Consider the following 25,944-nt stretch of genomic DNA (forward strand, 5'->3'; position numbering starts at 1 on the left):
AATGGAAGGGCTTGAGCAAAAGTGTCAACGCCGAAGAAATAAAAGGCTATCACGCGCGCAGGGGGAGAATGATGACGAATTTGCTGGGTAAGCCGGATTGACGCCTGAGGCAGCAAGCTGATAGGTCACGCCGCTGCGGCCTGGTGCCGCTGGTTGAGCAGCGGCACGGCGCGTACCGAGTCGCCGGGCTGCAGTTGCAAGCGCTTGGCGGTCAGGCGATCGACCACCAGGCTGTTGCCCGCCAGTCGGGCCGGGACGCAGGTAATGCGGCAGTTTTCCAGGCGCCGATTGTGAATCAGCCAAAGCGGATCGTTAGCGTCCGGCGAGCCGATGGCCAGTTGCAGCGGTCGGCTGTCGCACACGGTGCGGATACCGGAAACCGGGGCCTCGATGACCGGTCCGCCGTCGAAGATATCGATATGGCCCTTGTGGGCAAAACCTTCGGCACTGAGGATTTTCAGGGCCGGCTCGGTGTTCGGGTGGGCCTTGCCTATCACCGCTTGGGCCTGTTCGGTGAGCAGACAGGTGTACAGCGGCTGGCGTGGCATGAGTTCGGCGATGAACGATTTGTTGCCCAGCCCGGACAAGTGATCGGCATGGCTGAAATCCATCTTGAAAAAATGCCGGCCAAGGCTGTCCCAGAACGGTGAGCCGCCTCGTTCGTCGGTACTGCCGCGTAATTCGGCGATCAGCCGGTTGCCGAACAGCTGCGTAAACTCGGCTACGAACAACAAGCGCCCGAGCGAAAGCAAACGGCCGTTGCTTCCCTGGCGCTGATCGGGGCGCAGGTACAACGAGCAGACTTCCGATTGCCCGGTCAATTCATTGCTCAGGAACAGGGTCGGGATCTGGCGCTGGATACCCAGGTCCGCGCAAGCACTGACCGTCAGCCCGACCCGGTAGTTGTACCAGGGCTCGCGCAGACCGATCCCACCCGTCAGGGCGCTGACGCCCACCACTTGCTGCTCGTCGTCCTCGAGCACGAACAGGTAATCGGCATCGGCCCGATCGACCTGCCCGGCGAAAGTGCGTTGGGCCCAGCGGATCCGGTAGGCCAGGCGTTCTTCGTCGGCCGGCAGGCTGGTGAGTCCGGGGCTGGCCTGACGCACCAGCATAAACAAGGCGGGCAGGTCGGTGATCTGGACCGGACGGACAATCATGCGGCTGTTCCTTGTTCATGGGTGTTCGGGCGTTGGCGTTGACCCAGGCGGGCACTCACAGGGCGATCAGCCTGACCGGGCTGCCCTCGGTGACCTTCAGCGCCGTGCACATGGCCGCGTCCAGCGTGACGGGTTGCCCGGCGATGTAGTCAAGATCGGCGACGATGGCCCGATAGTCCGTCAAGGACTCGTTGCTCACCAGATAGCTGCCCCGGGCATCGTTCACCGGGCCGCGCTGTGTGAGGCCACACTGGCTGTGGGCGATGGACCGAATGCCCGAGGTGCGCGCATAGAGCGTCGGGCCGCCATCGAACAGATCGATGTAGCTGTTGGTTTCGAAGCCTTCACGCTCGAGGATATCGAAGGCTTCCTGGCCATCGGGGTGGATGCTGCCGATGCAGTCCTGTGCCGCTTTGGGCAGCATGGGCACGTAAATCGGATACTGCGGCATCAGTTCGGCAAGAAAGGTACGGCTTTGCAGGCCGCAAAGCCGTTCGGCCTCGACGTAGGGCAGGTCGAAGAAATGCTTGCCCACGGCATCCCAGAATGGCGAGTGCCCTTCATCACTGCTGTAACCAACGATTTCGGTGATCACCGTTGCGGAAAACCGCCCGGGATGGGCCGCGATGAACAACAGGCGCGCCCGGGACAGCAGTTCGGAGTGGGCGGTGTGTACCCGTGCGGCATCGATATGGAAGCCGCGCAGCAAGGTGTGGCCGCTGAGGTCGTGACACAACGACAAGGCCGGTACACCGTGCTCGATGTTCAGTTCCCGCGAGGCACTGGTGAAGTGCCGGTTGCGCAGGCTGTAGAACGGCTCGTCGTACCCCGCCGTGGCGAGGATTTCCGAGCAGCCGACCAGGTGCTGCGTCGCCGGGTCTTCGAGGACAAAGAAATAGTTTTCCCGGCCATGACCCTCGACGGCTTTCTCGAACGAGGCACAGGAATCGAGAATTTTTTCGCGCAACCGTTCGCTGTCGTCGGGCAGGGATGTGACGCCCACCAGGCTTTCACGAGCCAGCTTCTGCAACCTTGGCAGGTCAGCCAACTCGACTGGACGCAAGACCAGCATGGAGACACTCCTGTATCAAACGATCCGGCGGTTTGAGCCGAACCTGACTATCACTGTCGGTTTTTCCACACAATTATTCGGTGGACATCTGATCGTTGTCAGGCGCCACTCTTCTTCTTGTCAGATGCTGCTTGGGATTGCCTGCATTAAACGAGGGACGGACGGCTCGGCCGCAGGCGTTGCCGGGCCTGGCACATTGATCGGGTATTGGAGAGAGGGCATCCGGGCTCCTGCTGGATGAGCGTGGCACATGTTTTAACAGTCCGTTGAAAAGAGTATTTAATTATCGCGTACTGCCTGTCTAGTTAATTTTCGCGTGGTCCGGTCGTGCCCGAAAAAGGGGCGAAGTGCCTGCAGCAAAGGGCTACGCCGATGTCGCAAAGTCTTGTAGGCCATTGCCTGAGTTGCAGTCAGCGATAACAGAAAATCTGCCAGGAAATGCCTGAAGGAGTCCGCTTCAAACAGCAAAATTAAACGCCCCCAGGGCCTAATGCCAATCAGTCAAGGGGCCGGTCAGCGCTGATCAACCTGTGGCGAGGGAGCTTGCTCCCGCTGGACTGCGCAGCAGGCCCGTTTGATGGGGCCGCTTCGCTGCCCAACGGGAGCAAGCTCCCTCGCCACAGGTCAGTGTCACTCTTAACTGATCGGCATTACCCCAAGGCCTGCTCGCTTGCGGCACAATTGCGCGATGGCAGTCCCCTGACGCCGTTGTTCCTTTCCATCCCTGGAGTGATTGCCGGTGCAGGCGACCCGTTTAACCCTGATTTGTCACGCTCGAACCGTCGCACAGAAACTGGCGCGTTTTCCATTGGACGAACCTCTGGAAACGGATTGGCAAGCGCTCAGGCTTTCCCGTTGCAATCAGTTCAAGGGCGTTCCACGCCTTGTCTGCGGTCCGGAACTGCGCACCCGGCAAACCGCTGAGCTGTTCGGCAGCGCGGCGCAGATTGTCGACTCACTGAAGGATTGCGACTTCGGGCGTTGGGGCGGTGAGCGCATCGGCGACCTGCAAAAAAACGATCCCGGGGCCCTCGAGCATTGGCTGGGGGATCCGGCTTCGGCTCCCCACGGTGGCGAGTCGCTGGTGCAACTGGGCGAGCGGGTGGGGGCGTGGTTGACCGCGTTGCAATCGACACCCGGACACATCGTTGCCATTACCCATCCCTTTGTCATCCGCGCCGCTCTGACGCAGGTGTTGCAGGGTGCGGCATCCGACATGATCGACGTCGAACCCCTGTCGGCGGTCGAGTTGAGGTTCCATGGCCGCTGGCGGTTGCGCTTGCCGGGTACCGACCCCGAGGACCTGCTGTGATGAAAAAACTCCTGGTCATCGGCATCGGTGCCGGCAATCCCGACTACATCACGATGCAGGCGGTGAAGGCGCTGAATCAGGTCGACGTTTTTTTCCTCATGGACAAGGGCGAGAGCAAAGACAAACTCATCGACTTGCGGCGCGAAATCTGCGAACGCTACATCACCGACCACGATTACCGTTTTGTCCAGGCCCACAGCCCCGAGCGCGAGCGCGGTGAGGTGGACTACAGGAGCAGTGTCGACGACTTGAACCTGGCCAAACAGCAGACCTTCGAACGGCTGATCAATGAAGAACTGTCCGACGACCAGTGTGGTGGTTTCCTGGTGTGGGGCGACCCCGCGCTGTACGACAGCACAATCCGTATCCTTCAGGCGATCCAGGCCTCGGGCGCCAGCGCGTTCGAGTTCGAGGTGATCCCCGGCATTACCAGCGTCCAGGCCCTGGCGGCACAGCACAAGGTGGCGCTCAACCAGATTGGCCGCGCCGTTGAAATCACCACGGGCCGACGGTTGGCGGCAGGGCAGGTGAGCGATGCCGACAGCCTGGTGGTGATGCTCGATGCCCAGGATGCCTACCATCAGGTGGCGGACCGGGACACCGAGATTTACTGGGGGGCCTATCTGGGGACGCCGGATGAAATCCTGATCAGCGGCAAGCTCAGGGATGTGGCGGATGAAATCGAACGGGTGCGCAAGGCGGCACGGCTGGCCAATGGCTGGATCATGGATACCTATCTGTTGCGCAAGCCTTGACCAGTGGGTGACCGGGCTGACGCCTTCGCGAGCAAGCCCGCTCCCACAGGTATTGTGTTGTTCACACCATCCCTGTGGGAGCGGGCTTGCCCGCGAAGAGGCCCTCGAGAACACCTCAAAAACCAGCACTGCCCCCACGCCCAAACCGCTCCCGATACACCGAAGGCGGCACGCCAACCACAGTGCGAAAGGCCACCCGAAAACTTTCCACCGAGCGATAACCGCAACGTTCGGCGATCTGTTCGGTGTTCTGGTCGCTGCTTTCCAGCAGTTCGCGGGCGCGGCCCAGACGTTGCTGCTGCAACCAGGTTTTCGGTGACTGGCCGCTGGCTTCGGTGAAGCGACGCAGGAAGGTGCGTTCGCTCATGGCGGCTTCGCTGGCCAGGTCGCGCACTTCCAGCGGTTCGTGCAAGCGCTCACGTGCCCACTGCATGACGCGGGAAAGATCGCTGCGCGGTGTGGGACTGACCGGCGTCGGAATGAATTGCGCCTGGCCGCCGCTGCGTTGCGGCGACATGACCAGGCGGCGCGCCACGGAATTAGCCACTTGCGTGCCGAAATCCCGGGCCACCAGATGCAGGCAGGCATCGATGCCGGCTGCGCTGCCGGCGGAGGTGATCAACTGGCCCGAATCGACATACAGCACGTCCGGGTCCACCAGGATGCCGGGAAACCGCTCGGCCAGTTCCGAGGTGTAGCGCCAGTGCGTGGTCGCACTGTGGCCGTCGAGCAACCCGGTGGCGGCAAGGACGAACACCCCGGAACAGATTGACAGTAACCGTGCGCCCCGCGCATGGGCCTGGCGCAGGGCATCGATGAGCTCTGCGGGGACCGTGGCGTTGCGGTCGCGCCAGCCGGGAATGATGATGGTGCGGGCATCGGCGAGCAATTCCATGCCGCCATCGGCCAGGACCTGGATGCCGCCCATGGCACGCATCGGGCCTTGATCGACGGCGACGATACGATGTTCGTACCACGGGAAATCGAACTCGGGGCGTGGCAGGCCGAAGATCTCCACGGCAATGCCGAACTCGAATGTGCAGAGGCCGTCGTAGGCCAGAATCGCGACCTTGGTTGGGTTGGGATGCATTTGGCGGAAAATTCCCGATCGGTGTCTTGTGCGCCACTGTAGCCGCAAGTGCCTGGCGGATAAAGTCTCCCCACACCCACCGCCTCTTTGGAGTACTGCCCATGACCAGTCTGGTTCGCGAAATTCCCGCCGCCCCATCGGCCATCGCCCTGATGCATTTCAGCAACCGTCTGACGTTCGAGACCGATTGTTCCGACGTCTACGGCAGCCAGCAGGCTGGCGAAATCGATTTCATTCTGGTGGATGTGCGTGGCCCGCTGGCGTTCGAGCGCGGGCATGTACCGGGAGCGATCAACATTCCCGGGCGCTTGCTGACCGCCGAAGGTTTGGCCGGTTATCCGAAAAACACTTTGTTTGTGGTCTATTGCGCCGGGCCTCACTGCAACGGCGCCAACAAGGCGGCGGTGAAGTTGGCGGCCCTGGGTTATCCGGTCAAGGAGATGATCGGCGGCGTGACCGGGTGGCTGGATGAAGGGTTTGAGTTGAGTGTCGCCCAGCAGCGCCCGGCCCGTGAAGTGATCGGTTGCGAATGCTGACCTTCAAACCCCGTTGATTTTTGTGGCGAGGGGGCTTGCTCCCGCTGGGGCGCGTAGCGACCCCAAAAACTGCGTCTGCTGCGCAGCCGAGCGGGAGCAAGCTCCCTCGCCACAGGAATGTGCTTTGATACGGATCAGTGTTCGTTAGCGGCCGCCCACCACTCATCCAGTGTCGCCTGCAACCACGCCAACACCTCGGCATAGGCTGCACCGTCCTGCACCCCCCGTGGCAATGGCGACTCCTCACCAAAATGCGCATTGAGCGCGGCCACCGACTCGGCGTTCCACTCCGGATGAAACTGCAACCCCAGCCGCGCCGGCCCGGCGCGGTACATCTGCTGCACACAGTGCTCGCTGCTGGCCAACAACTGCGCGCCAGGCGGCAGGTCGATGGCGTCTTCGTGCCACTCGAGTACCTTCAGCGCTTGCCCATCGATAAAGCTCACCGTGGTCCATCCGGTTTCGCTCCGGTCCATGCGCCGTACATGGCCGCCCAGACTCAACGCCAGCAACTGAGCCCCCAGGCAGATGGCGAACACGGCGCCGCCCAGATCCAGACTGCCTTTGAGCCATTGCCGTTCGGCCGCAAGCCAGGCCGGGCCGGCATTGGATTCATAAGGCCCGCCCAACAGGATCACCGGATCGGCGCTGACGGGCGGCAACTGCCCCAGGTCGGCGCGAAACACCTTCAGCGTCAGCCCTATGGACTCGGCCCAAACGGCGATGGCACCCGGGCCTTCGGCAGGGTGGTGCTGGATCAGGTTCAACGTGGGCATCGGGCTACTCTCGATGGGACGCAAGGGTGCCCAATGTGCCGTAAAACACTCGGTATCGCCAGTCGGCCCGGTACGTCGGTTGGCGCCGAAAGAGCTGTAGTCCTGGTCTGAAAACGCGATCTGTCCGAAAGACGTTGCGCCGTCATGGCGAATGCACCGCAATGACTCGATCCTGGTGCCACTTTTTTATAAATATTTGTCGCCTTGGCGTAATTTACCCTCCTGTAGCCGCTCTAGACTGCCGGCCACTTCGGTTTCCGCTCACAAAGCAAGGACCGAACGCTGCCAATCGAAGCTGCCAATAAAAGCCTCCGCACACAGGAGTTATAAATGAAGAAGCTAGTGATGTTCGGTGCCCTGGCACTGTCGATGTTGTCCCTGACCGCCGTGGCTGACGACGCCAAGCCGATCCGCATCGGCATCGAAGCCGGCTATCCGCCATTTTCGATGAAAACCCCTGACGGCAAACTCACCGGTTTCGACGTGGACATCGGCGATGCCCTGTGCGAGCAGATGAAGGTCAAGTGCACCTGGGTCGAGCAAGAGTTCGACGGCCTGATCCCTGCGCTGAAGGTCAAGAAAATCGACGCCATCCTGTCGTCCATGACCATCACTGACGACCGCAAGAAGAACGTCGATTTCACCATCAAGTACTACCACACCCCGGCGCGCTTCGTGATGAAGGAAGGCACCGACGTCAAGGACCCGCTGACCGAACTCAAGGGCAAGAAAGTCGGTGTACTGCGCGCCAGTACCCACGACCGCTTCGCCACTGAAGTGCTGCAACCGGCAGGGATTGTCCTGGTGCGCTACGGCTCCCAGCAGGAAGCCAACCTGGACATGGTCTCCGGCCGCATCGACGCGCTGCTGGCCGACTCGGTCAACCTGGACGACGGTTTCCTGAAAACCGACGCCGGTAAAGGTTTTGCCTTCGTCGGCCCTGAGTACAACGATCCGAAGTACTTTGGTGGCGGCGCCGGCATTGCCGTGCGCAAGGGCGATACCGCCCTGGCCGAGCAGTTCAACAAAGCCATCACCGAAATCCGCGCCAACGGCAAGTACAAGCAAGTGCAGGACAAGTACTTCAAGTTTGACGTTTACGGCGAGTAATCCAGCCGTTCGAGAAAGTGGCAGCCGTTGACGCGGCTGCCACTTTTTTTGTGCAATCATTTTCAGCAGAGAGAGACCTGTGGGAGCGGGCTTGCTCGCGAAGGCGTCGTGTCAGGCAGCATGGATGTTGAATATATCGACGCCTTCGCGAGCAAGCCCGCTCCCACAGGTGATTTCGCCGTTCAAAATTCGGAGTTCCCATGCAACGTATCGATCACACACTTCCCTGGAGCCACCTGGGCACTGAGCGCACCCTCAGCGTGTTTCGTTATGGCGCGGGCCCGCGCAAGGTGTACATCCAGGCCAGCCTGCACGCCGACGAATTGCCGGGCATGCGCACGGCCTGGGAGTTGAAGAAGCGCCTGACCGAACTTGAACAACAAGGACAGTTGAACGGTGTGATCGAACTGGTGCCGGTGGCCAATCCCATTGGCCTCGACCAGCACCTGCAAGGCAGCCACATGGGGCGATTCGAGTTGGGCAGCGGCAAGAACTTCAACCGCTCGTTCGTCGAACTCAGCGCGCCGGTGGCCGAGCGGGTCGGTGATCGCCTCGGCAGCGACGCCCAAGCCAACATCGCGCTGATTCGCCAGACCATGGGTCAGGTCCTCGATGACTTGCCTGCAGCGACATCGCAGCTGGAAGCCATGCACCGCCTGTTGCTGCGCCATGCTTGCGACGCCGACATCACCCTCGACCTGCATTGCGATTTCGACGCTGCGATCCACATCTACGCGTTGCCGCAGCACTGGCCACAATGGCGATCCCTGGCGGCGCGCTTGCAAGCTGGCGTGGCGCTGTTGTGTGAGGACTCCGGCGGCAGCTCGTTCGACGAGTCCTGTTCTTCTCCCTGGTTACGCCTGGCCCGGGCATTCCCGGCGGCGGCGATTCCCCCGGCCAACCTGGCGACCACGCTGGAGCTGGGCAGCATGGGGGACACTCGGGTCGACCAGGCCCGGGCCAATGGCGAGGCCATTCTCGGCTTCCTCGCCGAGCAGGGTTTCATCTCCGGCATCTGGCCGGCGGCACCGGCCGACTGCTGTGAAGGCATGCCTTTCGAAGGCACCCAGTACCTGTTCGCACCGCATCACGGCGTGGTCAGTTTCCTGCGTGAAGCCGGGGAGTGGGTAGAAAAGGGCGATGCGCTGTTCGAGGTGGTCGACCCGTTGAACGACAAGGTCACCACCGTGCAGGCCGGCACCAGTGGTGTGCTGTTCGCCATCGATCGTGGGCGCTACACCCAGCCTGGCACCTGGCAGGCGAAAGTCGCCGGGCGTGAACCGATTCGGGTGGGGAAGTTGATCAACGACTGACTTCGGAATCTTCAGTGCCCGTCCGGGCCTCTTCGCGAGCAGGCTCGCTCCCACATTTGAAATGCGGTCCTTGTGGGAGCGAGCTTGCTCGCGAAGGCGGCATCAGCTACGCCCGAGATGTTCCTGCCTGCTGACCAGTGTTAGGCTCTTGCGCGAATCCTGCATTCCGTGAAGGAAGACCCATGTTGAAGATTCTCGCGCTGCTCACGCTGTTGGCATCCACTGCCGTCCACGCCCAAACCCCGCTGCAAACCGACCTGCCACTCAAGTACCTGGCACAGGCCACCACCGATTCGAACCATCAGCCCCTGGTGATTTTCCTTCACGGTTACGGCAGTAACGAGCAGGACCTGTTCGGCATCAAGGATGACTTGCCCGCGTCCTACACCTACCTGTCGGTGCAGGCGCCTTTGGTGATGGAGGCGGGCAGCTATCAGTGGTTCCGCAAGAAGGGCGAAGGGGCCTACAACGGTGAGACCGATGATTTGAAGTCCAGCGGCCAATTGTTGCTGGACTTCGTCGTACAGGCCGCAAAGAAATATCACACCGAACCGGAGAAGGTGTTCCTGGTGGGGTTCAGCCAGGGCGCGATCATGTCCTACGAAGTGGGCTTGCGGCACCCCGAAGCGCTCGGCGGGATCGCGGCGTTGAGCGGGCGGATTCTGCCGGTGCTCAAGTCCGAGCTCAAACCGGATGAAAAGCGCCAGTCGCTGGCGATTTTCATTGGTCATGGCGAGCAGGACAAACGCCTTCCCTACAGCGACGGCACTGAAGCCAACAGCCTGTTGCAGAGCGTGTCACTCGAACCCGAGTTTCACGGCTACCCCGGTGTCGGCCACAACATCAGCGCCGAAGAGATCCAGGACTTGAGCGCCTGGTTGCAGCGTCTTAACCCCTGAGCCTTATTTTCCGCTGACGATCTGTTTGATCAGGGTTTCATGGGCCGCCATGTCGCCAGGGCGGGAAATCACCTGGATCACCGCCATGCGGGTGCCGGAGGCGGCCATCAGCGTGGTGGTGAGGGTCATGCCACCGCCTTGCGTGGCCGTGCCGTCGATCTGGCGCAGGCCCAGCCCGGATTTCTGGGTCAGGGTTTTCTCGCTGAGCTTGTTGTAGTCGGGCAGGGACTTGTGTTGCGCCGCATCGAAGTCGGCCACGGTGCCGTCGAGGAACCCGCCATCGTTGTCCTTGACGCTGATGCCGTTGGGCAGGGTGTTTTCAGCGGCGATCACCACGGTCTTGGTGGATTCGTTGCTGTACAGGGTGCCGCTGGCACCGTCCGGGCTGGCCGGCAGCGGGTTGGCGATGAAACCCTTGGGCAGGTTGAAGGTGAACTTGCTGCCGAGCATCGAAACTTTCTGCGCTGGCGCATCGCTGGAAGTGGCCTTGGCGGCCTGCGCATTCAAAGCCCCCAGGCCGGTAGCGGCTGCCAACAGCAGGACAAGGGCTTTTTTACTCAACAAAGACATCGGAATCTCCAGGGATGGGCGCGCGGTGGGGCGCGATCATCCCACGGAGGTTGTGCTGCATTCCAGTGTGCCCTAACGAGTGGTCACTTTGGCCGAGTGGCGATCTGGAGGTGAGGCGATTTTCATGTGGCGAGGGAGCTTGCTCCCGCTGGGCCGCGAAGCGGCCCCCTGCTTTCTTTCAGATGTACTGTGCGGGCAGGATTGGCGACTGCTTCGCAGCCGAGCGGGAGCAAGCTCCCTCGCCACAGGCAAGCCCCCACTCCATATTGATCACTCATTTCACCCTCACAGGCTGGAACCGGCGGATTACGCCTGGTTTTGCGGGAACAGGTTGCGACGGGTTTCTTCGTCAAATTCGGCCTTGAGCACCAGTTTCTCTTTCAGGCCGTGGGCGCGCAGGGCGGCGGGGCGGGTGCTGATTTCGTCGTACAGGCGCTTGACGTTGGGGTACGCCGCCAGACCGTTCTCTCCGAGGATGTACGGCGCGTAGTTGGCCCAGCCCCACAGGGCCATGTCGGCGATGCTGTAGGTGTCGCCAGCCAGGTACTGATGCGTGGCCAGGCGTTCGTCGAGGATGCGGTAATGGCGTTCGACTTCCTTGAAATAGCGGTTTTTTGCGTAAGGCAGATCTTCCGGTGCATGGTGCAGGAAGTGCACCGCCTGGCCGGAGAACGGTGACAGGCCGGTGCCGATGAACATCAGCCAGGAAAGCATTTCGGCCTGGCCGGCAACGGACGTTGGCACAAAGCGCTGATGTTTGTGCGCCAGGTGCAGCAGGATCGCCTGGGAGTCGAACACGCTGGCATCGCCATCCACCAGCGCGGGTACCTTGGCGTTCGGGTTGATCGCCAGGAAGGCTGGCTGGTGTTGCTCGCCCTTGAAGGTGTCGACGCCGATCAGTTCGTAGGGCGTTTGCAGTTCTTCGAGCAGCAGGGCAACTTTCATCGGGTTCGGCGAAGGGTGGAAGAAGAATTTCATGGGGCAGGCCTCAGTCGGGTAGGGGGTGGAACTGAGGCTGATGTTGAATCAAACCCGTTCGATTGACGTACGGGGTAGTTGTTCTACTCGTGCGAAACCATCGAACGGGTTGCGGGTGCTTTTTCGGGCGCCTGTGCGGTGGCAATCACCGCGCCAGCGATGATCAGCAGCGCCGGCACGATCAGGATCGGGCTGGCATGGCCATGGCCGACGACGATCAGCAGCAAGGTCGAGATCAAGGGCGCCAGGTAGGACAGCGCCCCCAGCGTTGCCAGGTTGCCGTGTTTGGTGGCGTGGTCCCAGGCGAAGAACGCCAGTCCGGCTGGCCCCAGGCCGAGGACGACGATCGCCGCCCATTGATTGAGGTCAGGCCACACGGTGGTTTCGAAGGCCAGGTGGCAGACCAGCCCGGCGGCAGCCGACATGCCGCAGATGCCACCGATGATGCTGCTGGGTACTGCGCTGAAACGACGGTTGAACACCGAGTAGCCGGCCCAGATCAGCGCGCAGCCGAACGCTGCCAGATACCCGGCGACGGGCATGGTCGCCGCCGTGTGGGTGGCGCGTTGCTGCATGATGAACGCCGTGCCCGCCAGCCCCAGCACCGCACCGAGCACCTGGCGCTTGAGCAGTTTTTCTCCGGCGGTAAAGGCCGACAGCAGTACCAGCATCAGCGGCCACAGGTAATTGATCAGGCTGGCTTCGGCGGCAGGCGCGACCTTGAGCGCGAAAAAATACAGCGCGTGATATACGAAAATCCCGACGAAACCTGTGGCCCAGACAGCCCAGAGCTGGCGCCAGCTGCTGAACCCGCTCATGCCATGGCGGCCGAGGGTGATCAGGCTGGCGGCAAACGCCACGCCGAAACTCAAGGTCAGCAGTTCAAAGGGTGGGATGCCTTCGGTGAGGGTGGTCAACAACGCCAGGCAGGACCAGAGGAAGATCGCAATCACGCCCACGGCGGTTGCCGATCGGGCAGTGCGCAAGCGAGATGCAGTCATGTCTGTTCCTTCAGCGCGTAGAGGCGGGCAACATCCTGGCCCGATGACATCATGCAGCTTAGCGCTTGATGGCCGTTCCTCCAGTGTCCGTCGTCGGGCCGACCGGCCGCGCCAGCAAGCGTTTGGTTACCCCCAGCATGGCCACCGACACCGCAACGCCCAGGGCAAACGCGTTCATCCCCATCGACGGCAGGGCCAGGGCCAATACCAGGCAAAACGCGGCGAACGAATACATGCCGGTGGCGGTGGCGCGCAGCAACGCGGCGGTAAAGGCCGGTCCACGGGTTTGCTGGGAGAACACCGCCATCACGCTGCCCAATACCGGGAACACCGCCAGCAGACCGCTCCAGCGGTCGCCGACGGTGCTGGCCAGCAGCGTCACGACCAGGGTGAGCAATGCACCCGCCATCATGCGCAACACAAGCTTGTCGGATTTCGGCCCCGGGCCACTTAGCACCGGTTGCACAGCGGGGAACAGATAAGGCGCGGCGAGCAGCGCGGTCGCGGCGGCGCACAGGGAAAACACCAGGGATCCCGGGATCAGCGACAGGACAATCGCCACCAGCGCCCAGACCGACAGCGAGATCAGCAACGCCAGTGGCCATCCGGCGCGTTGTGCGACCTGGGCGTAGGTCACGCAAAACGCAATCATCGCGAACATGGCCGACAGCGCCGCCGTGGCCGATTGCGCAGCGAACGCCAGGCCTTGTTCAAGGGCAAGGAACAACAGGATCGGTCCGACCACCACTGGCAACCCCGACAGCCAACCGGCCACGCTCGGTCCCCAGCGTTTGCCGGCCAGGGAAATCAGCAGCAGGAAGCCTGGAATTACCAGCAGTTTGAGGATCAACACGCGCATATCTCCGACCTGTGTGAGGTGGCAACGGTAACATTGCATCGGCCAGATTGCTTTATCTGTATGCGGATTTTGTATACATGCAGCCTTCGGAATTTGTACGAAAGGATCTTTTGCGCCTGCGTTTCCTGGGCATCTGCGGTGATCAGTGGGGCGGACAGTGGGTTGACTTTGCAGTTCTTGGGGTGACTGCTCGCGAAGAACGATGACGCGGCCTACATGAAAAAGCGGGGATAAAAAAACCAGGATGTGGCGAGGGGGCTTGCCCCCGTTGGGTTGCGCAGCAGCCCCAGAATCCCGGCAATAGTCGAGTATTTTGGGAGTGCTTCGCACTCCAACGGGGGCAAGCCCCCTCGCCACAGTTGTCCAGACGGCGACAGATCTTCGTGGGTCCCCGCGCCGTCTGTTGAACGCTTTAAGCCCTTTCGAGCGCCAGCGCCACGCCCTGACCGCCACCGATGCACAGGGTGGCGAGGCCTTTCTTGGCGTCACGCTTGAGCATTTCATGCAGCAGGGTCACCAGCACGCGGCAACCCGAAGCACCGATCGGGTGGCCCAGGGCAATGGCGCCGCCGTTGACGTTGACCTTGTTCAAGTCCCATTCCAGGTCCTTGGCCACTGCCAGCGATTGCGCGGCGAAGGCCTCGTTGGCTTCGATCAGGTCCAACTGGTCGATGTTCCAGCCGGCCTTGTCCAGGCAACGACGGGTGGCCGACACCGGGCCGATGCCCATGATCGCCGGGTCGACGCCTGCGTTGGCGTACGCCGCGATTTTCGCCAGTACCGGCAGGCCGAGGGCCTTGGCCTTTTCGGCGCTCATCAGGATCACGGCGGCGGCACCGTCGTTCAGCGACGAAGCGTTGCCGGCGGTCACCGAACCGTCCTTCTTGAAGGCCGCCTTGAGTTTGCCCAGGGATTCGGCAGTGGTGCCGGCCCGTGGCTGCTCGTCGGTGGCGAAGGACAGCGGATCGCCCTTGCGCTGCGGGATCAGGATCGGGGTGATTTCATCGACGAAGCGCCCGGCTTCGATGGCGGCCACGGCTTTCTGCTGCGAGGCGGCGGCGAACGCGTCCTGCTGCTCGCGAGTCAGGCTGTATTTCTCGGCCAGGTTCTCGGCGGTGATGCCCATGTGGTAGTCGTTGAATGCGTCCCACAGGCCATCGCTGATCATGGTGTCGACGATCTGCGCGTGGCCCATGCGCAGGCCGGTGCGCGCGCCGGGCATGACGTAGTTGGCCAGGCTCATGTTTTCCTGGCCACCGGCGATGATCACCTCGGCATCGCCGCAGCGAATCGCCTGGGCACCCAGGTGCAGGGCCTTGAGGCCCGAACCGCAGACCTTGTTCAGGGTCATGGCCGGTACGGCGAAGGGCAGGCCGGCCTTGATCGCGGCCTGGCGCGCAGGGTTCTGCCCGGCGCCGGCGGTCAGCACCTGACCCATGATCACTTCATCGACTTGCGCAGGGTCCAGGCCGGTCTGTGCCAGCAACTGGCGGATCACCGCAGCGCCCAGGTCAACGGCAGAAACATTGGCCAGGGAACCCTGGAAACTGCCGATCGCGGTGCGCGTGGCGGCAACAATGACGACTTCTTGCATGGAATGATTCCTCACTGGGCAGCGAACTGCATTTCCGGAACGTGGTCCGGGACGATCAGTTTACCAGCGGTCTTGGCGACGATTTCCTCAACGCTGACGCCAGGTGCGCGTTCCTTGAGGACAAATGCGCCATTTTCGATTTCCAGGTAGGCCAGGTCGGTCAGCACGCGCTTGATGCACCCGGCGCCGGTCAGCGGCAGGCTGCATTGGGACAGCAGCTTGGACTCACCGTCCTTGGACGCGTGGGTCATGATGACGATGATGTTGTCTGCGCCGGCCACCAGGTCCATCGCGCCGCCCATGCCCTTGACCAGCTTGCCGGGGATCATCCACGAGGCGATGTTGCCTTGCACGTCCACTTCGAAGGCGCCCAGTACGGTCAGGTCGACATGGCCACCGCGGATCATCGCGAAGGACTCGGCCGAGGAAAAGATCGAAGCGCCGATGCGCGCGGTCACCGTTTGTTTGCCGGCGTTGATCATGTCGGCATCGATGGTTTCTTCAGTCGGGAACGGACCCATGCCCAGCAGGCCGTTTTCCGACTGCAACATGACTTCCATGCCTTCGGGGATGTAGTTGGCGACCAGGGTCGGAATGCCGATGCCCAGGTTCACGTAGAAGCCGTCCTGCATTTCGCGGGCGACGCGTTGAGCCATTTGTTCGCGGGAAAGTGCCATTGTCGTTATTCCTTCATTCGGTCCGGGGGCAGGGGATCACTTACGCACGGTGCGCTGTTCGATGCGCTTCTCGAACGTGCCGCAGATGATCCGGTCGACGTAGATGCCAGGGGTGTGGATCTGCGCCGGGTCCAGCTCGCCGGGTTCGACGATTTCTTCGACTTCGACCACGGTGATCTTGCCGGCGGTGGCGGCCAGCGGGTTGAAGTTCTGGGCGGTGTGGCGATAGATCACGTTACCGAAATGGTCGGCTTTCCAGCCTTTGACGATGGCGAAGTCGCCGGTGATGGACTCTTCCATCAGGTACTTGCGGCCATGGAATTCGCGCACTTCCTTGCCTTCGGCGACCGGGGTGCCCACGCCGGTGGCGGTGAAGAAGGCCGGAATGCCGGCGCCGCCCGCGCGCATTTTCTCGGCGAGGGTGCCTTGCGGGGTCAGGATGACTTCGATTTCGCCCTTGAGCAGTTGCTCTTCGAACAGCTTGTTTTCGCCGACGTAGGACGCCACCACTTTGCTGATCTGGCGGTCGGTCAACAGTACGCCGAGGCCGAAACCGTCGACGCCGCAGTTGTTGGAAACCACGGTGAGATCGCGAGTGCCCTTGCGCTTGATCTCGGCGATCAGGTTTTCCGGGATGCCGCACAGGCCGAAGCCGCCAGCGATCACGGTCATGCCGTCTTCAAGACCTGCCAGAGCTTCCTCGTAGGAACTCACGCGCTTGTCGAAACCTGCCATATGCACCTCTTTTATTCTTTGTGGGCGGCTGGCTAGCCGAATGGGAAGGAGTGTCTCGCCGAAATATTCATTTGTTAAGTTGATTTTTAAGGTTGATTAATAGATAAAACTCAACAATGTGTAGGAACTGCCGAAGGCTGCGATCTTTTGATCCTGTTTTTTGGGGGCAAGATCAAAATCAAAAGATCGCAGCCTTCGGCAGCTCCTACAAGACCCTGGAGAGACCGAGTATGACCGTCAAGCAGATCCGTGCCTTTCTGGCCGTGGCCCAGAGCCTGAGCTTTGCCGTGGCCTGTGAACGCCTGCACCTGTCGCAATCGGCCCTGAGCCTGACCATCAAGGCGCTGGAAGAGGGCCTCGGCGGGCGCCTGTTCACCCGCAACACGCGCAACGTGGCGCTCACCGCCGAAGGCGAAGCCCTGGTGCCGCTGGCGCGCCGGTTGATCGCCGACTGGGACAATGTCGAGGACGAGTTGCGTCAACGCTTCACCCTGCAGCGCGGTCGCGTGACCCTGGCGGCCATGCCATCGTTCGCCGGCAACCTGCTGCCGCCGATCCTCAAGACCTTCCGCGCCCGTTACCCGAACGTCAACGTGACGGTCAATGACGTGATCAACGAGCAGGTGCTGGAAATGGTCCGTGACCGCCAGGTTGAACTGGGGGTGGCGTTCGAGCCGACCCAGAGTTCGCCGCTGCAATTCACGCCGTTGTACATCGATCGATTCGTGGCGGTGGTGCCCCTGGATTCGGCGCTGGCCGAACTCGATGACATCGATTGGCAGACCCTGCTCAAGGAGCCGTTCATTACCTTGCAGCGACCTTCCACCGTACGGGTCATGCTTGAAGAGCACCTGCAGGCCCGCGGCATGAAGCTGTCGGTGGAGTTTGAAAGTCATCAACTGGCGACGGTCGGGCGCATGGTCGCCAGCGGCCTTGGCGTTAGCGCGGTGCCGGCCTTGTGTGCCGGGCAGATGCGTGAACTGGGGGCGCGCTGCATCACCTTGCGTGACCCGGTGGTGGAGCGGGCGCTCGGGGTGTTGACCTTGCCTGGGGGCGAACTGTCGGCGGCGGCGCAGGCCTTGTTCGATGTGCTCAAAGAAGAAAACCTGAGGCAGACACCATCCCTGTAGGAGCTGCCGCAGGCTGCGATCTTTTGACGTTGCTTTTAAAAAACAAGATCAAAAGATCGCAGCCTGCGGCAGCTCCTACAGGGGAGGGCAGTTGTTCAGGCGTTGGGCCAACAAGGGCAACAGCTGCTCGCATGACCCCTCGATCTTCAGATCCAGAATGTCATCCGCCCGGGTCTTGCCCAGGTTGATCGCGATCAACGGCTTGCCCTGGTCCACCACCGCCCGGCACAAGCGGAACGCCGAATAGGCCATCAACGAAGACCCGATCACCAACAACCCCGCAGCCTGTTCAACGGCCGCCATCGCCTTGGCCGCCGTGGCCTGCGCGACGTTTTCACCAAAAAACACCACATCCGGTTTCATCCGTTCCCCGGCGCAATGCGGGCAATGCGGGACCTGGAAACGTGCCTCGAAGGCCGGGTCAAGCAGGGTGTCGCCGTCCGGCGCCTGCACCGCGTCGACGCCGGCCAGGTATGGGTTGCGGGTTTCCATCAAGCGCTGGATCGAATCGCGCTCGCAGAGCCTGCTGCAATCGAGGCACAACACCCGGTGCAAACTGCCGTGGAGTTCGATCACGTCATGGCTGCCGGCCTGGTCGTGCAGGGTATCGACGTTCTGGGTGATCAACCCGCTGATCTGTCGCGTGCCCTGCAAACGGGCCAGGGTGTCGTGGGCCACGTTCGGCTGTGCCAGGCGCACCCGTGGCCAGCCGAGCATCGCCCGCGCCCAATAACGTCGCCGGGACTCCGGGGTGGAGAGAAACTCCTGGTACATCATCGGCTGCCGGCCCCGCCGCACGCCCTGGTTGTCGCGATAATCGGGGATGCCCGACGGTGTGCTGATGCCGGCACCGGTCAGCACTGCAAACGGCGCGTCGGCCATGCGTTGATGGAGGCGGTCGAGTTGTTCGTGGATAAGGCTGTCGAGCATGTTCAGCACTCTGGGGACGCAGATTGGCATGGCCTTTTGTAGGAGCTGCCGAAGGCTGCGATCTCTTGATCTTGTTTTTCAAAAGCAAAGTCAAAAGATCGCAGCCTTCGGCAGCTCCTACAACCCTCCGGGGTTATTTACGTGCCTCCAGAATCAGGTTGAACGGTGTTTCCGTGGCCCGACGGAAACGGCTGAACCCGGCCTCGTTGAACACCTTGCGCAACCGCGCTTCACCGGCCTGGGCGCCGAGGCCGAGGCCGACTTCCTGGGACAGCGAGTTCGGCGTGCAAATGAAGGTCGAGGCGGCGTAGAACAGGCGTCCGACCGGGTTGACGTTGTCGTCGAGCAAGTCATTGGCGTAGGGCTCGACCAGCAGCACCGTGCCGTCGTCTTTCAACGAATCATAGGCATGTTTGGCCGCGCCTACCGGGTCGCCCATGTCGTGCAGGCAGTCGAAGTAGCAGACCAGGTCATAATCGCTGCCGGGGTAACTTTTGGCTGTGCCCTGGAAGAACCGGGCCCGACTGGACACACCGCCTTCTTCGGCCCGTTGGGTGGCGACGGTGACGGATGGCGCGTGATAGTCGAAGCCGACGAAGCGCGAATCCGGAAATGCCTGGGCCATGATCACCGTCGAGGCGCCGTGACCGCAGCCGATGTCCGCCACTTTGGCCCCGGCTTCCAGTTTGGCCACCACGCCGTCGAGGGCCGGCAACCATTCGGCAATCAAATGGGCTTTGTAGCCGGGGCGGAAGAAACGTTCGGTGCCGCTGAACATGCACGGGTGATGCTCGCCCCAGGGCAGGGCGCCGTTGCCGCGCATGGCGTTGACCAGCTTGTCCTTGTCGTGGAAAAACGACGCGACCACGCCTATGCCCCCGGCGATGTAGACCGGAGAGTCTTCGATGGCCAGGGCCAGGGCTTGCTCTTCGGGCAGGCGGAACTGGCCGTCGCGGTGTTCCATGTAGCCGGAGGCGGCGTGGGCGCTGAGCCATTCGCGCAGCAGGCGGGTGTTGCAGCCGGTTTTCTCGGCAAGGGTTTCGGGGGTGATGGGCTGGCTGTCGGCCATCGCCCGGTACAGGCCGAGCTCTTCGCCGAGGATGACGTTGGCGAGCATCGCCGCGCCGCCCATGTCATTCACCAGTTTGCCCATGAAATCGTTGAGTCTGGCCTCGTCCATCACGTGTGCTCCTTTGGCAGGATCACGGTCCAGAGGCATCGTTTGGCGAGGCATGCGCCGCTGGGCGGTGGTCGTGGGGATGTGCAGGACGCTGAGCCGGTCCTGTGTGCGTTAAGTCTAGTCCGGGGCGTGTGTACTGCTGTCTCGAGCGACGAAAGTCCTCCTGATTGACACTAAACCCCTGTGGGAGCGGGCTTGCTCGCGAAGAGGCCGGCATATTCAAAAGAGATGTTGACTGACCCACCGCCTTCGCGGGCAAGCCCGCTCCCACAGGGATCAGCAGTGCCCGCAAGGATCGTGTGTATTCCAATGTATCCAACCCCGGTTTCGATACACAGACATCCATTGTCGCTCCCAGCCAAACACAGTCCCGATACACCCCTTCGATTAACTGTGCCTCATGGCGGGCACCGGCCCGCGCCATTGGACACAGGCGAGATCGATACCATGCAGACATCCATTCCCCCCGTAGCCAAGACCAGCGCCGGGCTTGGCCTGCGTCGCGGCTTACTCAAAGACCTGCAAGCGGCCCCGGCCGGTCATTTCGATTTTCTGGAGGTCGCGCCGGAAAACTGGATCGGCATCGGCGGCGCCCATGGCGCGGCGCTGCGGGCACTGGCCGAGCGTTATCCGTTGTCCTGTCACGGACTGTCCCTGTCCCTGGGCGGGCCGTCGCCGCTGGACGTCGGCTTTTTGCAGGAAGTCCGGGGTTTTCTCGATCACTACCACGTGCCGCTGTACAGCGAGCACCTGAGTTACTGCAGCGATGACGGTCACCTGTACGACCTGTTGCCGCTGCCGTTTACCGAAGAAACGGTGCACCACGTCGCAGCGCGTATCCGCCAGGCCCAGGACATTCTTGGTCGGCGCCTGGCGGTGGAAAACGTTTCTTACTACGCCGCGCCCCAGCAGGACATGGACGAGGTGACGTTCACCAATGCGGTGTTGCGCGAGGCTGATTGCGACCTGTTGCTGGACGTCAACAACGTCTACGTCAACTCGATCAACCACGGTTTCGATCCCCAGGCGTTTCTCGCCGGTATCGATGCGGGACGGGTGGTGGCCATGCATATTGCCGGGCATTTCGATGAGTCCGATACCTTGAAAATCGATACCCATGGCGCCTCGGTGAAGCCGGCGGTGTGGTCGTTGCTGGCCCAGGCCTACGTCCGGTTCGGTGCTCAACCGACCTTGCTGGAGCGCGATTTCAACTTTCCGGCATTCGCCGAACTGGTGGCGGAATTGCAGACCATTCGCCGCTTGCAACAGGAGGGCATGAACCGTGGATAAGTCGAGCCTTGTGCAGCAACAAACCACCATGGGCCTGTACCTGCGCGACCCTGAACACAACGCGCCACCCACCGAAATGGACCCTGCCCGGGCCCAGGTTTACCGCGATCTGGTGTTCGCCAACCTGTCTTCATTGCTCAGTGGCACCTTTCCGGTTCTGGTGAAGATTCTGGGTGATGAGGATTGGCGTTCGCTGGTGCGGATCTTTCTGCGGGACTACCGCGCCCGCACGCCGAAATTCGGTGAGATCGCTCAGGAGTTTGTCGAGTTTCTTGCCAGTGAACCTCTGGCGTTGGCCGATGGTTCGTGGCCGCCGTTCATGGTGGAGCTGGCGCATTACGAGTGGGTGGAAATGGCGCTGCAACAGTCCGACGCCGAGCCTGTGGCTGCCGGTGATGCGGCGTTGTTGCTGGATCGGGCCTTGCAGGTGTCGCCGCTGGCCTGGCCGTTAGCGTATGCCTGGCCGGTGCAACGGGTGGGGCCGGATTATCAGCCGGACGTTTTGCCGGCTCAGCCGACGTTGTTGCTGGTGCGTCGGGCCGAGGACTGGGGTGTGAAGTTTTCCGAGTTGAGTCCGTTGGCGTGGCGGTTGTTGCAGCGTATTGGCGAGATTCCCGAGTTGACCGGGCGTGAGCAGTTGCAGGGGTTGGCGGTGGAGGCGGGGGCGGTGGGGGCTTTGGAGTTTCTCGAGGGTGGGTTGGTGTTGTTGCGACAGATGCATGGGGAGGGGGTTGTGGGGGTTATTGATTGAGTACATATCCATTTGTTGGGTAACGACGACTTATGGTTTCGCCCTTACGTCCGGCCCCTCGCCGGGGGCGGGTGGATCAAGATCAAGAGCGGCAGGCGAGCTAACACTCGGCCTGTAGGAGCTGCCGCAGGCTGCGATCTTTTGATCTTGAGCTTTCGCTCTTTCGACATTGTCAAAAATCAAAAGATCGCAGCCTGCGGCAGCTCCTACAGGCGGGCGGCGTTCTGTTTTTCCAAGTAACCCGCTGTAACGGCGGAACCATTAGTAGCCGTTACCGCAAAAACGGATATGCACACGGAAAAATCCACAACTAATCAGCGAATAAAGTGAATCTTCCCGCTGTCATCATTGCCCATGTAAATGCCATATACCCCGGCCTGCCGCTCCTCGATATAACGCTCGAGAATCTGCCGGATCGCCGGATAGTAGATGCTGTCCCAAGGAATCTCCTCAGGCGCGAAGAACTTGTAGTCGAGGGTTTCCGGCCCGTATTGCCCGGTGATTTCCAGCGCGATGGCGCGGAAGATGATGTACACCTCACTGATCTGCGGCACGCTGAAAATCGAGTAGGGCGAGACGATTTCCGCACGTACGCCACTTTCTTCCCAGACCTCGCGCAAGGCCGCCTGTTCGGTGGTCTCGCCGCTTTCCATGAAGCCCGCGGGCAGGGTCCAGGTGCCGGGGCGCGGCGGAATCGCGCGCTGGCACAGGAGGTACTTGCCGTCCTGCTCGATGATGCAGCCGGCGATGATTTTCGGATTGATGTAGTGGATGTAGCCGCAACTGCGGCACATCAGGCGCTCGTGCGTATCGCCCGGCGGCAGCTGCTGACCGAGATCAGCGCTGCCGCACTTGGGGCAAAAGCTCGGGCTGAACATCTCAGCGACCTATGCGCGGTTCTTTCAGCGCGATGGGCAGGGTGATCGCCGGCACGTCGCCGGTTTCTTCCTGCTTGCGCTTGAGGTAGTCCAGGGCCACGGCCGCGGCCGCGCGCACGTGGTCGACGCAAGCCTGGTGGGCGGCCAGCGGATCGCCGCCCTTGATCGCTTCGACCATGCGTTCCATTTCCTGGTTGCTGGCGCCGCGACGGTTTTCCTGGGACACCGAGGTCGCGCGCAGGTAGCTGATGCGTGCCTGCAATTGGCGCAACTGAGTGGCCGCGACATGGTTGCCCGAGCCTTCGAGCAGCACGTCGTAGAAACCCTGCACCGAGTCGATGACCTGTTGCAGCTCGCCGTCCTTGAGCGCCTTGCGGTTTTCTTCGAGGGCTTTTTCCAGGGCCTTGATGTCCTTGGCCTTGGCGCGCAGGGTGAACAGTTGCACGATCAGCCCTTCGAGCACGCAGCGCAGCTCGTAGATGTCCACGGCGTCGGCCAGGGTAATGATCGCCACACGCGGGCCCTTGGCATCGGCGAATTCCACCAGGCCTTCGGATTCCAGGTGACGCAAGGCTTCACGCACGGAAGTACGACTGACGCCCAGGCGATCGCACAGATCGCGTTCGACCAGACGGTCTCCCGGCAGGAGCTGGAAGTTCATGATGGCGCTTCGCAGTTTATCCAGCACGATTTCGCGCAGGGTGACGGGGTTGCGATTGACCTTGAAGCTGTCGTCGAGTGGCAGGCGTTTCATGGGGTCCGCTCTGATTGTGGCTGTCCATGCAAAAAGAGCACTTCGATTACGGGAATCCCGGTGCTCGGTCGGATCAAACAGCCAAGGGTTAACTGGAGGCCTCGGCATCGGCTTCGGCGAAGGCTTCACGGGCGAGCCGGAAACTGTCTACGGCAGCGGGGACACCGCAATAGATGCCGACCTGAAGCAATATTTCGCGTATTTGCTCACGACTCAGGCCGTTACGCAAGGCGCCGCGCACATGCAGCTTGAGTTCATGGGGCCGGTTGAGGGCCGAGATCATCGCCAGGTTGATCATGCTGCGTTCCTTGAGGGACAAACCCTCACGGCCCCAGACATGACCCCAACAATACTCGGTGACCATCTCCTGCAACGGTCGGGTGAAGTCGTCGGCGTTCTCGATGGAGCGCTTGACGTAGGCTTCGCCCAATACCTGAGTGCGGATCTTCAGGCCTTTCTCGTATTTTTCGTTGCTCATTTGCGTAGCTCCCGTGGGCTCAAAGGCCGCCCATCAAGGTGTATTTGAGTTCCAGATAATCCTCGATGCCGTACTTCGAGCCTTCACGGCCCAGCCCCGAGGACTTGATGCCACCGAAGGGTGCGACTTCGGTGGAAATCAGCCCTTCGTTGATCCCTACCATGCCGTACTCCAGCGCCTCGCTCATGCGCCAGGCGCGGCCCAGGTCGCGGGTGTAGCAGTAGGCGGCGAGGCCGAATTCGGTGTCGTTGGCCATCTCGATGGCCTGGGCTTCGGTGTCGAAACGGAACACCGCGGCCAGCGGACCGAAGGTTTCATCGCGGGCGACTTTCATCTGTGGGGTGACGCCTGTGACGACGGTCGGCTGGAAGAAACCGTTGCCCAGCGCATGACGTTCGCCGCCGCACAGCAGTCGTGCACCCTGGGCCAGGGCGTCTTGCACGTGCTCTTCGACCTTGGCCACGGCACGCTCGTTGATCAGCGGGCCCTGGGTGACGCCTTCTTCGAAACCGCTGCCGACCTTGAGCTGCGAAACCCGCTCGGCAAGGCGTGCGACAAAGGCATCGTGGATGCCGGCCTGCACCAGGAAGCGATTGACGCAGACGCAGGTCTGCCCGGCGTTGCGGAATTTGGCGATCAGCGCACCGTCGACGGCGCGTTCCAGATCGGCGTCGTCGAAGACAATGAACGGCGCGTTGCCGCCCAGTTCCAGCGAGACTTTTTTAAGCGTCGGTGCGCACTGGGCCATCAGCAGTTTGCCGATGGCGGTGGAACCGGTGAACGACAGTTTGCGCACCAGAGGGCTGCTGGTCAGCTCGGCGCCGATGGCGATGGCGTCGCCGGTGATCACGTTGAAAATACCCGCTGGAATGCCGGCCTGTTCCGCCAGCGCAGCCATGGCCAGTGCCGAGAAGGGTGTTTCCGGAGCCGGCTTGACGATGCACGGGCAACCGGCGGCCAACGCCGGGCCGGCCTTGCGGGTGATCATCGCCGCCGGGAAATTCCACGGCGTGATGGCCGCGACCACACCAATCGGCTCCTTGCTGACCACGATGCGCGCATCGCCCTTGTGGCTGGGAATGGTGTCGCCGTAGATGCGCTTGGCTTCCTCGGCGAACCACTCGATGAAGCTTGCGGCGTAGAGGATTTCGCCCTTGGCTTCGGCCAGTGGCTTGCCTTGTTCGAGGGTGAGGATTTCGGCCAGGGCGTCGGCATTTTCCAGCATCAGGGCATGCCAGCGCTTGAGCGTATTGCTGCGCTCTTTGGCGGTCAGCGCGCGCCAGGCCGGCCAGGCCTTGTTGGCGGCGTCGATGGCCAGGCGTGCATGCCCGGCGCCGAGGTTCGGCACCTGGCCTATCAACTCGCCGGTGGCCGGGTTGAAGATGTCCTGACAGGCGCCATCCGGCGCGTCCAGCCACTGGCCATTGATGTAGGCCTGCTGGCGGAACAGTAACGAGGCTGCTGGGCTCATGCCGGCTCCTGACAAAAAAAGAATATGCACCGCGGTACCTGTGGGAGCGGGCTTGCTCGCGAAAGCGGTGGGTCAGTCATATTAATGTCGACTGACACTCCGCCTTCGCGAGCAAGCCCGCTCCCACAGGGGTTTTGTGGTGAACCATCAAGCCAGGGCAGGCAGCGGCCCCAGCTTGCCTTTGTGGTAGATCATCGGCGTCACCGGTTGCTCGGGCAGGATCAGGTTCTTCACCGCGCCGACGATGATCGCGTGATCACCGCCGTCGTATTCGCGCCACAGCTCGCACTCGATAATCGCCGTCGCCTTGGCCAGGATCGGGTTGCCCCGTTCGCTCAGGTGCCACTCGATGCCTTTGGCCTTGTCCTTGCCTTTACCGGCGAAGGCATAGGCTTCGGCGGTCTGCTCGGCGGACAGCAAATGAATCGCGAACTGCTTGCTGTCGCGCAGCACCGGGTAGGTGTCGGAGCCGTAGTTGGGGCAGAACAGCACCAGTGCCGGGTCGATCGACAGCGCACTGAAGGCGCTGGCGGTGATGCCGACGATGCCGCCGTCCGGGTCCAGGGTGGTGACCACCGTGACCCCGGACGGGAACGAGCTCATCACGTCTTTGTAAATGCCGGGTTCGATCATTTTCCAGGACTC

At 61.9% G+C, this 25,944-nt stretch carries 27 protein-coding genes and 1 pseudogene; 9 read left to right on the forward strand and 19 right to left on the reverse strand.

Annotation, left to right across the window (positions count from 1 at the left end):
* Positions 1 to 125 precede the first annotated feature (125 nt).
* Both astA and KW846_RS17400 read right to left on the reverse strand, forming a co-directional pair.
* The gene (astA, locus tag KW846_RS17395) at positions 126 to 1,160 is read right to left on the reverse strand and encodes an arginine N-succinyltransferase (RefSeq protein ID WP_218483747.1); all 1,035 of its coding nucleotides are present in this window, start codon (positions 1,158 to 1,160) and stop codon (positions 126 to 128) included.
* A 55-nt stretch (positions 1,161 to 1,215) separates the two neighbouring features.
* Positions 1,216 to 2,232 carry an arginine N-succinyltransferase gene (locus KW846_RS17400; RefSeq protein ID WP_218483749.1) on the reverse strand — a complete coding sequence of 339 codons (1,017 nt, stop codon included), beginning with the start codon at positions 2,230 to 2,232 and terminating at the stop codon, positions 1,216 to 1,218.
* A 739-nt stretch (positions 2,233 to 2,971) separates the two neighbouring features.
* On the opposite strand from KW846_RS17400, the gene KW846_RS17405 reads away from it, so the two are divergent.
* Both KW846_RS17405 and cobF read left to right on the forward strand, forming a co-directional pair.
* Positions 2,972 to 3,544: a histidine phosphatase family protein gene (locus KW846_RS17405; protein ID WP_218483751.1), complete on the forward strand. Its 573-nt coding sequence runs from the start codon at positions 2,972 to 2,974 to the stop codon at positions 3,542 to 3,544.
* Positions 3,544 to 4,299 (forward strand): precorrin-6A synthase (deacetylating), encoded by a 756-nt coding sequence (gene cobF, locus KW846_RS17410; protein WP_218483753.1) that lies wholly within the window; start codon positions 3,544 to 3,546, stop codon positions 4,297 to 4,299. The genes KW846_RS17405 and cobF overlap by 1 nt, the downstream gene beginning before the upstream one ends.
* A 115-nt stretch (positions 4,300 to 4,414) precedes the next feature.
* Here cobF and ftrA read toward each other — a convergent pair whose 3' ends face one another.
* Positions 4,415 to 5,389: a transcriptional regulator FtrA gene (gene ftrA / locus KW846_RS17415; RefSeq protein ID WP_218483755.1), complete on the reverse strand. Its 975-nt coding sequence runs from the start codon at positions 5,387 to 5,389 to the stop codon at positions 4,415 to 4,417.
* A gap of 101 nt (positions 5,390 to 5,490) precedes the next feature.
* On the opposite strand from ftrA, the gene KW846_RS17420 reads away from it, so the two are divergent.
* The gene (locus KW846_RS17420) at positions 5,491 to 5,925 is read left to right on the forward strand and encodes a rhodanese-like domain-containing protein (RefSeq protein ID WP_218483756.1); all 435 of its coding nucleotides are present in this window, start codon (positions 5,491 to 5,493) and stop codon (positions 5,923 to 5,925) included.
* Positions 5,926 to 6,059: 134 nt separating this feature from the next.
* On the opposite strand, the gene KW846_RS17425 is transcribed toward KW846_RS17420, so the two are convergent.
* A complete protein-coding gene (locus KW846_RS17425; RefSeq protein ID WP_218483758.1) occupies positions 6,060 to 6,701 on the reverse strand; it encodes a type 1 glutamine amidotransferase in 642 nt (213 codons plus the stop codon).
* A 330-nt stretch (positions 6,702 to 7,031) separates the two neighbouring features.
* Here KW846_RS17425 and KW846_RS17430 point away from each other — a divergent pair, with 330 nt between their 5' ends.
* Positions 7,032 to 7,811 (forward strand): ABC transporter substrate-binding protein, encoded by a 780-nt coding sequence (locus KW846_RS17430; protein WP_007975754.1) that lies wholly within the window; start codon positions 7,032 to 7,034, stop codon positions 7,809 to 7,811.
* 71 nt (positions 7,812 to 7,882) lie between these two features.
* Here KW846_RS17430 and KW846_RS30490 read toward each other — a convergent pair.
* Positions 7,883 to 7,978: pseudogene (locus KW846_RS30490) on the reverse strand (metal ABC transporter ATP-binding protein); the annotation flags it as partial.
* 33 nt (positions 7,979 to 8,011) lie between these two features.
* Here KW846_RS30490 and KW846_RS17435 point away from each other — a divergent pair.
* Positions 8,012 to 9,124 carry a succinylglutamate desuccinylase/aspartoacylase family protein gene (locus tag KW846_RS17435; RefSeq protein ID WP_218483760.1) on the forward strand — a complete coding sequence of 371 codons (1,113 nt, stop codon included), beginning with the start codon at positions 8,012 to 8,014 and terminating at the stop codon, positions 9,122 to 9,124.
* Positions 9,125 to 9,306: 182 nt separating this feature from the next.
* Positions 9,307 to 10,023: an alpha/beta hydrolase gene (locus KW846_RS17440; protein ID WP_218483762.1), complete on the forward strand. Its 717-nt coding sequence runs from the start codon at positions 9,307 to 9,309 to the stop codon at positions 10,021 to 10,023.
* 3 nt (positions 10,024 to 10,026) lie between these two features.
* Here the strand turns inward: KW846_RS17440 and KW846_RS17445 are convergent, their stop codons facing one another.
* The 7 genes from KW846_RS17445 to KW846_RS17475 form a co-directional block, all read right to left on the reverse strand.
* The gene (locus tag KW846_RS17445; RefSeq protein WP_116582578.1) at positions 10,027 to 10,593 is read right to left on the reverse strand and encodes a hypothetical protein; all 567 of its coding nucleotides are present in this window, start codon (positions 10,591 to 10,593) and stop codon (positions 10,027 to 10,029) included.
* A 306-nt stretch (positions 10,594 to 10,899) separates the two neighbouring features.
* Complete coding sequence (locus KW846_RS17450; protein WP_218483764.1) at positions 10,900 to 11,571, reverse strand: glutathione S-transferase family protein; 672 nt, start codon at positions 11,569 to 11,571, stop codon at positions 10,900 to 10,902.
* A gap of 83 nt (positions 11,572 to 11,654) precedes the next feature.
* Positions 11,655 to 12,572: a DMT family transporter gene (locus tag KW846_RS17455; protein ID WP_218483766.1), complete on the reverse strand. Its 918-nt coding sequence runs from the start codon at positions 12,570 to 12,572 to the stop codon at positions 11,655 to 11,657.
* Between the two features lie 58 nt (positions 12,573 to 12,630).
* Positions 12,631 to 13,425: a hypothetical protein gene (locus KW846_RS17460; protein ID WP_218483867.1), complete on the reverse strand. Its 795-nt coding sequence runs from the start codon at positions 13,423 to 13,425 to the stop codon at positions 12,631 to 12,633.
* A 418-nt stretch (positions 13,426 to 13,843) separates the two neighbouring features.
* Complete coding sequence (locus tag KW846_RS17465; protein ID WP_116582576.1) at positions 13,844 to 15,025, reverse strand: acetyl-CoA C-acetyltransferase; 1,182 nt, start codon at positions 15,023 to 15,025, stop codon at positions 13,844 to 13,846.
* An 11-nt stretch (positions 15,026 to 15,036) separates the two neighbouring features.
* The gene (locus KW846_RS17470) at positions 15,037 to 15,702 is read right to left on the reverse strand and encodes a CoA transferase subunit B (protein ID WP_007975748.1); all 666 of its coding nucleotides are present in this window, start codon (positions 15,700 to 15,702) and stop codon (positions 15,037 to 15,039) included.
* 36 nt (positions 15,703 to 15,738) lie between these two features.
* Positions 15,739 to 16,437, reverse strand: a complete 699-nt coding sequence (locus KW846_RS17475; protein ID WP_007975747.1) for a CoA transferase subunit A — start codon at positions 16,435 to 16,437, stop codon at positions 15,739 to 15,741.
* A 230-nt stretch (positions 16,438 to 16,667) separates the two neighbouring features.
* Here KW846_RS17475 and KW846_RS17480 point away from each other — a divergent pair, with 230 nt between their 5' ends.
* Complete coding sequence (locus tag KW846_RS17480) at positions 16,668 to 17,567, forward strand: LysR family transcriptional regulator (RefSeq protein ID WP_218483768.1); 900 nt, start codon at positions 16,668 to 16,670, stop codon at positions 17,565 to 17,567.
* A gap of 75 nt (positions 17,568 to 17,642) precedes the next feature.
* Here KW846_RS17480 and KW846_RS17485 read toward each other — a convergent pair whose 3' ends face one another.
* Together KW846_RS17485 and KW846_RS17490 are read right to left on the reverse strand one after the other, a co-directional pair.
* Positions 17,643 to 18,497 (reverse strand): NAD-dependent protein deacetylase, encoded by an 855-nt coding sequence (locus tag KW846_RS17485; RefSeq protein WP_218483770.1) that lies wholly within the window; start codon positions 18,495 to 18,497, stop codon positions 17,643 to 17,645.
* 133 nt (positions 18,498 to 18,630) lie between these two features.
* The gene (locus KW846_RS17490) at positions 18,631 to 19,677 is read right to left on the reverse strand and encodes a class I SAM-dependent methyltransferase (protein ID WP_218483772.1); all 1,047 of its coding nucleotides are present in this window, start codon (positions 19,675 to 19,677) and stop codon (positions 18,631 to 18,633) included.
* Positions 19,678 to 20,124: 447 nt separating this feature from the next.
* Between KW846_RS17490 and KW846_RS17495 the strand changes: the two genes are divergently transcribed.
* Together KW846_RS17495 and KW846_RS17500 are read left to right on the forward strand one after the other, a co-directional pair.
* The gene (locus tag KW846_RS17495) at positions 20,125 to 20,967 is read left to right on the forward strand and encodes a DUF692 domain-containing protein (protein ID WP_218483774.1); all 843 of its coding nucleotides are present in this window, start codon (positions 20,125 to 20,127) and stop codon (positions 20,965 to 20,967) included.
* The gene (locus KW846_RS17500) at positions 20,960 to 21,718 is read left to right on the forward strand and encodes a putative DNA-binding domain-containing protein (protein WP_218483776.1); all 759 of its coding nucleotides are present in this window, start codon (positions 20,960 to 20,962) and stop codon (positions 21,716 to 21,718) included. Before KW846_RS17495 ends, KW846_RS17500 begins: the two co-directional genes overlap by 8 nt.
* Positions 21,719 to 22,032: 314 nt before the next feature.
* On the opposite strand, the gene KW846_RS17505 is transcribed toward KW846_RS17500, so the two are convergent.
* The 5 genes from KW846_RS17505 to KW846_RS17525 form a co-directional block, all read right to left on the reverse strand.
* On the reverse strand, positions 22,033 to 22,596 hold the full coding sequence (locus tag KW846_RS17505) for an NUDIX hydrolase (RefSeq protein ID WP_218483778.1): 564 nt from the start codon (positions 22,594 to 22,596) through the stop codon (positions 22,033 to 22,035).
* Between the two features lies 1 nt (position 22,597).
* A complete protein-coding gene (locus KW846_RS17510; RefSeq protein ID WP_007978695.1) occupies positions 22,598 to 23,350 on the reverse strand; it encodes a GntR family transcriptional regulator in 753 nt (250 codons plus the stop codon).
* Positions 23,351 to 23,438: 88 nt separating this feature from the next.
* A complete protein-coding gene (locus tag KW846_RS17515; RefSeq protein WP_007978697.1) occupies positions 23,439 to 23,828 on the reverse strand; it encodes a carboxymuconolactone decarboxylase family protein in 390 nt (129 codons plus the stop codon).
* A 19-nt stretch (positions 23,829 to 23,847) separates the two neighbouring features.
* On the reverse strand, positions 23,848 to 25,299 hold the full coding sequence (locus tag KW846_RS17520; protein WP_218483780.1) for an NAD-dependent succinate-semialdehyde dehydrogenase: 1,452 nt from the start codon (positions 25,297 to 25,299) through the stop codon (positions 23,848 to 23,850).
* A gap of 147 nt (positions 25,300 to 25,446) precedes the next feature.
* Positions 25,447 to 25,932, reverse strand: coding sequence for a flavin reductase family protein (locus tag KW846_RS17525; protein WP_007978701.1), 486 nt, complete (start codon positions 25,930 to 25,932; stop codon positions 25,447 to 25,449).
* Between the last annotated feature and the right edge of the window lie 12 nt (positions 25,933 to 25,944).

Source organism: Pseudomonas sp. PDM32 (assembly GCF_019219225.1).
Taxonomy (GTDB): Bacteria; Pseudomonadota; Gammaproteobacteria; order Pseudomonadales; family Pseudomonadaceae; genus Aquipseudomonas; species Aquipseudomonas laurylsulfatiphila.

Excerpts from the sequence above, each read along its gene's own strand:
- KW846_RS17505 (WP_218483778.1), bottom strand. The coding sequence starts at position 22,596 with ATGTTCAGCCCGAGCTTTTGCCCCAAGTGCGGCAGCGCTGATCTCGGT.
- KW846_RS17400 (WP_218483749.1), bottom strand. The coding sequence starts at position 2,232 with ATGCTGGTCTTGCGTCCAGTCGAGTTGGCTGACCTGCCAAGGTTGCAG.
- KW846_RS17440 (WP_218483762.1), top strand. The coding sequence starts at position 9,307 with ATGTTGAAGATTCTCGCGCTGCTCACGCTGTTGGCATCCACTGCCGTC.
- KW846_RS17475 (WP_007975747.1), bottom strand. The coding sequence starts at position 16,437 with ATGGCAGGTTTCGACAAGCGCGTGAGTTCCTACGAGGAAGCTCTGGCA.
- KW846_RS17515 (WP_007978697.1), bottom strand. The coding sequence starts at position 23,828 with ATGAGCAACGAAAAATACGAGAAAGGCCTGAAGATCCGCACTCAGGTA.
- KW846_RS17455 (WP_218483766.1), bottom strand. The coding sequence starts at position 12,572 with ATGACTGCATCTCGCTTGCGCACTGCCCGATCGGCAACCGCCGTGGGC.
- KW846_RS17465 (WP_116582576.1), bottom strand. The coding sequence starts at position 15,025 with ATGCAAGAAGTCGTCATTGTTGCCGCCACGCGCACCGCGATCGGCAGT.
- KW846_RS17435 (WP_218483760.1), top strand. The coding sequence starts at position 8,012 with ATGCAACGTATCGATCACACACTTCCCTGGAGCCACCTGGGCACTGAG.
- KW846_RS17490 (WP_218483772.1), bottom strand. The coding sequence starts at position 19,677 with ATGGACGAGGCCAGACTCAACGATTTCATGGGCAAACTGGTGAATGAC.
- cobF (WP_218483753.1), top strand. The coding sequence starts at position 3,544 with ATGAAAAAACTCCTGGTCATCGGCATCGGTGCCGGCAATCCCGACTAC.
- KW846_RS17520 (WP_218483780.1), bottom strand. The coding sequence starts at position 25,299 with ATGAGCCCAGCAGCCTCGTTACTGTTCCGCCAGCAGGCCTACATCAAT.
- KW846_RS17420 (WP_218483756.1), top strand. The coding sequence starts at position 5,491 with ATGACCAGTCTGGTTCGCGAAATTCCCGCCGCCCCATCGGCCATCGCC.
- ftrA (WP_218483755.1), bottom strand. The coding sequence starts at position 5,389 with ATGCATCCCAACCCAACCAAGGTCGCGATTCTGGCCTACGACGGCCTC.
- KW846_RS17525 (WP_007978701.1), bottom strand. The coding sequence starts at position 25,932 with ATGATCGAACCCGGCATTTACAAAGACGTGATGAGCTCGTTCCCGTCC.
- KW846_RS17495 (WP_218483774.1), top strand. The coding sequence starts at position 20,125 with ATGCAGACATCCATTCCCCCCGTAGCCAAGACCAGCGCCGGGCTTGGC.
- KW846_RS17430 (WP_007975754.1), top strand. The coding sequence starts at position 7,032 with ATGAAGAAGCTAGTGATGTTCGGTGCCCTGGCACTGTCGATGTTGTCC.
- KW846_RS17445 (WP_116582578.1), bottom strand. The coding sequence starts at position 10,593 with ATGTCTTTGTTGAGTAAAAAAGCCCTTGTCCTGCTGTTGGCAGCCGCT.
- astA (WP_218483747.1), bottom strand. The coding sequence starts at position 1,160 with ATGATTGTCCGTCCGGTCCAGATCACCGACCTGCCCGCCTTGTTTATG.
- KW846_RS17470 (WP_007975748.1), bottom strand. The coding sequence starts at position 15,702 with ATGGCACTTTCCCGCGAACAAATGGCTCAACGCGTCGCCCGCGAAATG.
- KW846_RS17425 (WP_218483758.1), bottom strand. The coding sequence starts at position 6,701 with ATGCCCACGTTGAACCTGATCCAGCACCACCCTGCCGAAGGCCCGGGT.
- KW846_RS17510 (WP_007978695.1), bottom strand. The coding sequence starts at position 23,350 with ATGAAACGCCTGCCACTCGACGACAGCTTCAAGGTCAATCGCAACCCC.
- KW846_RS17480 (WP_218483768.1), top strand. The coding sequence starts at position 16,668 with ATGACCGTCAAGCAGATCCGTGCCTTTCTGGCCGTGGCCCAGAGCCTG.
- KW846_RS17450 (WP_218483764.1), bottom strand. The coding sequence starts at position 11,571 with ATGAAATTCTTCTTCCACCCTTCGCCGAACCCGATGAAAGTTGCCCTG.
- KW846_RS17485 (WP_218483770.1), bottom strand. The coding sequence starts at position 18,497 with ATGCTCGACAGCCTTATCCACGAACAACTCGACCGCCTCCATCAACGC.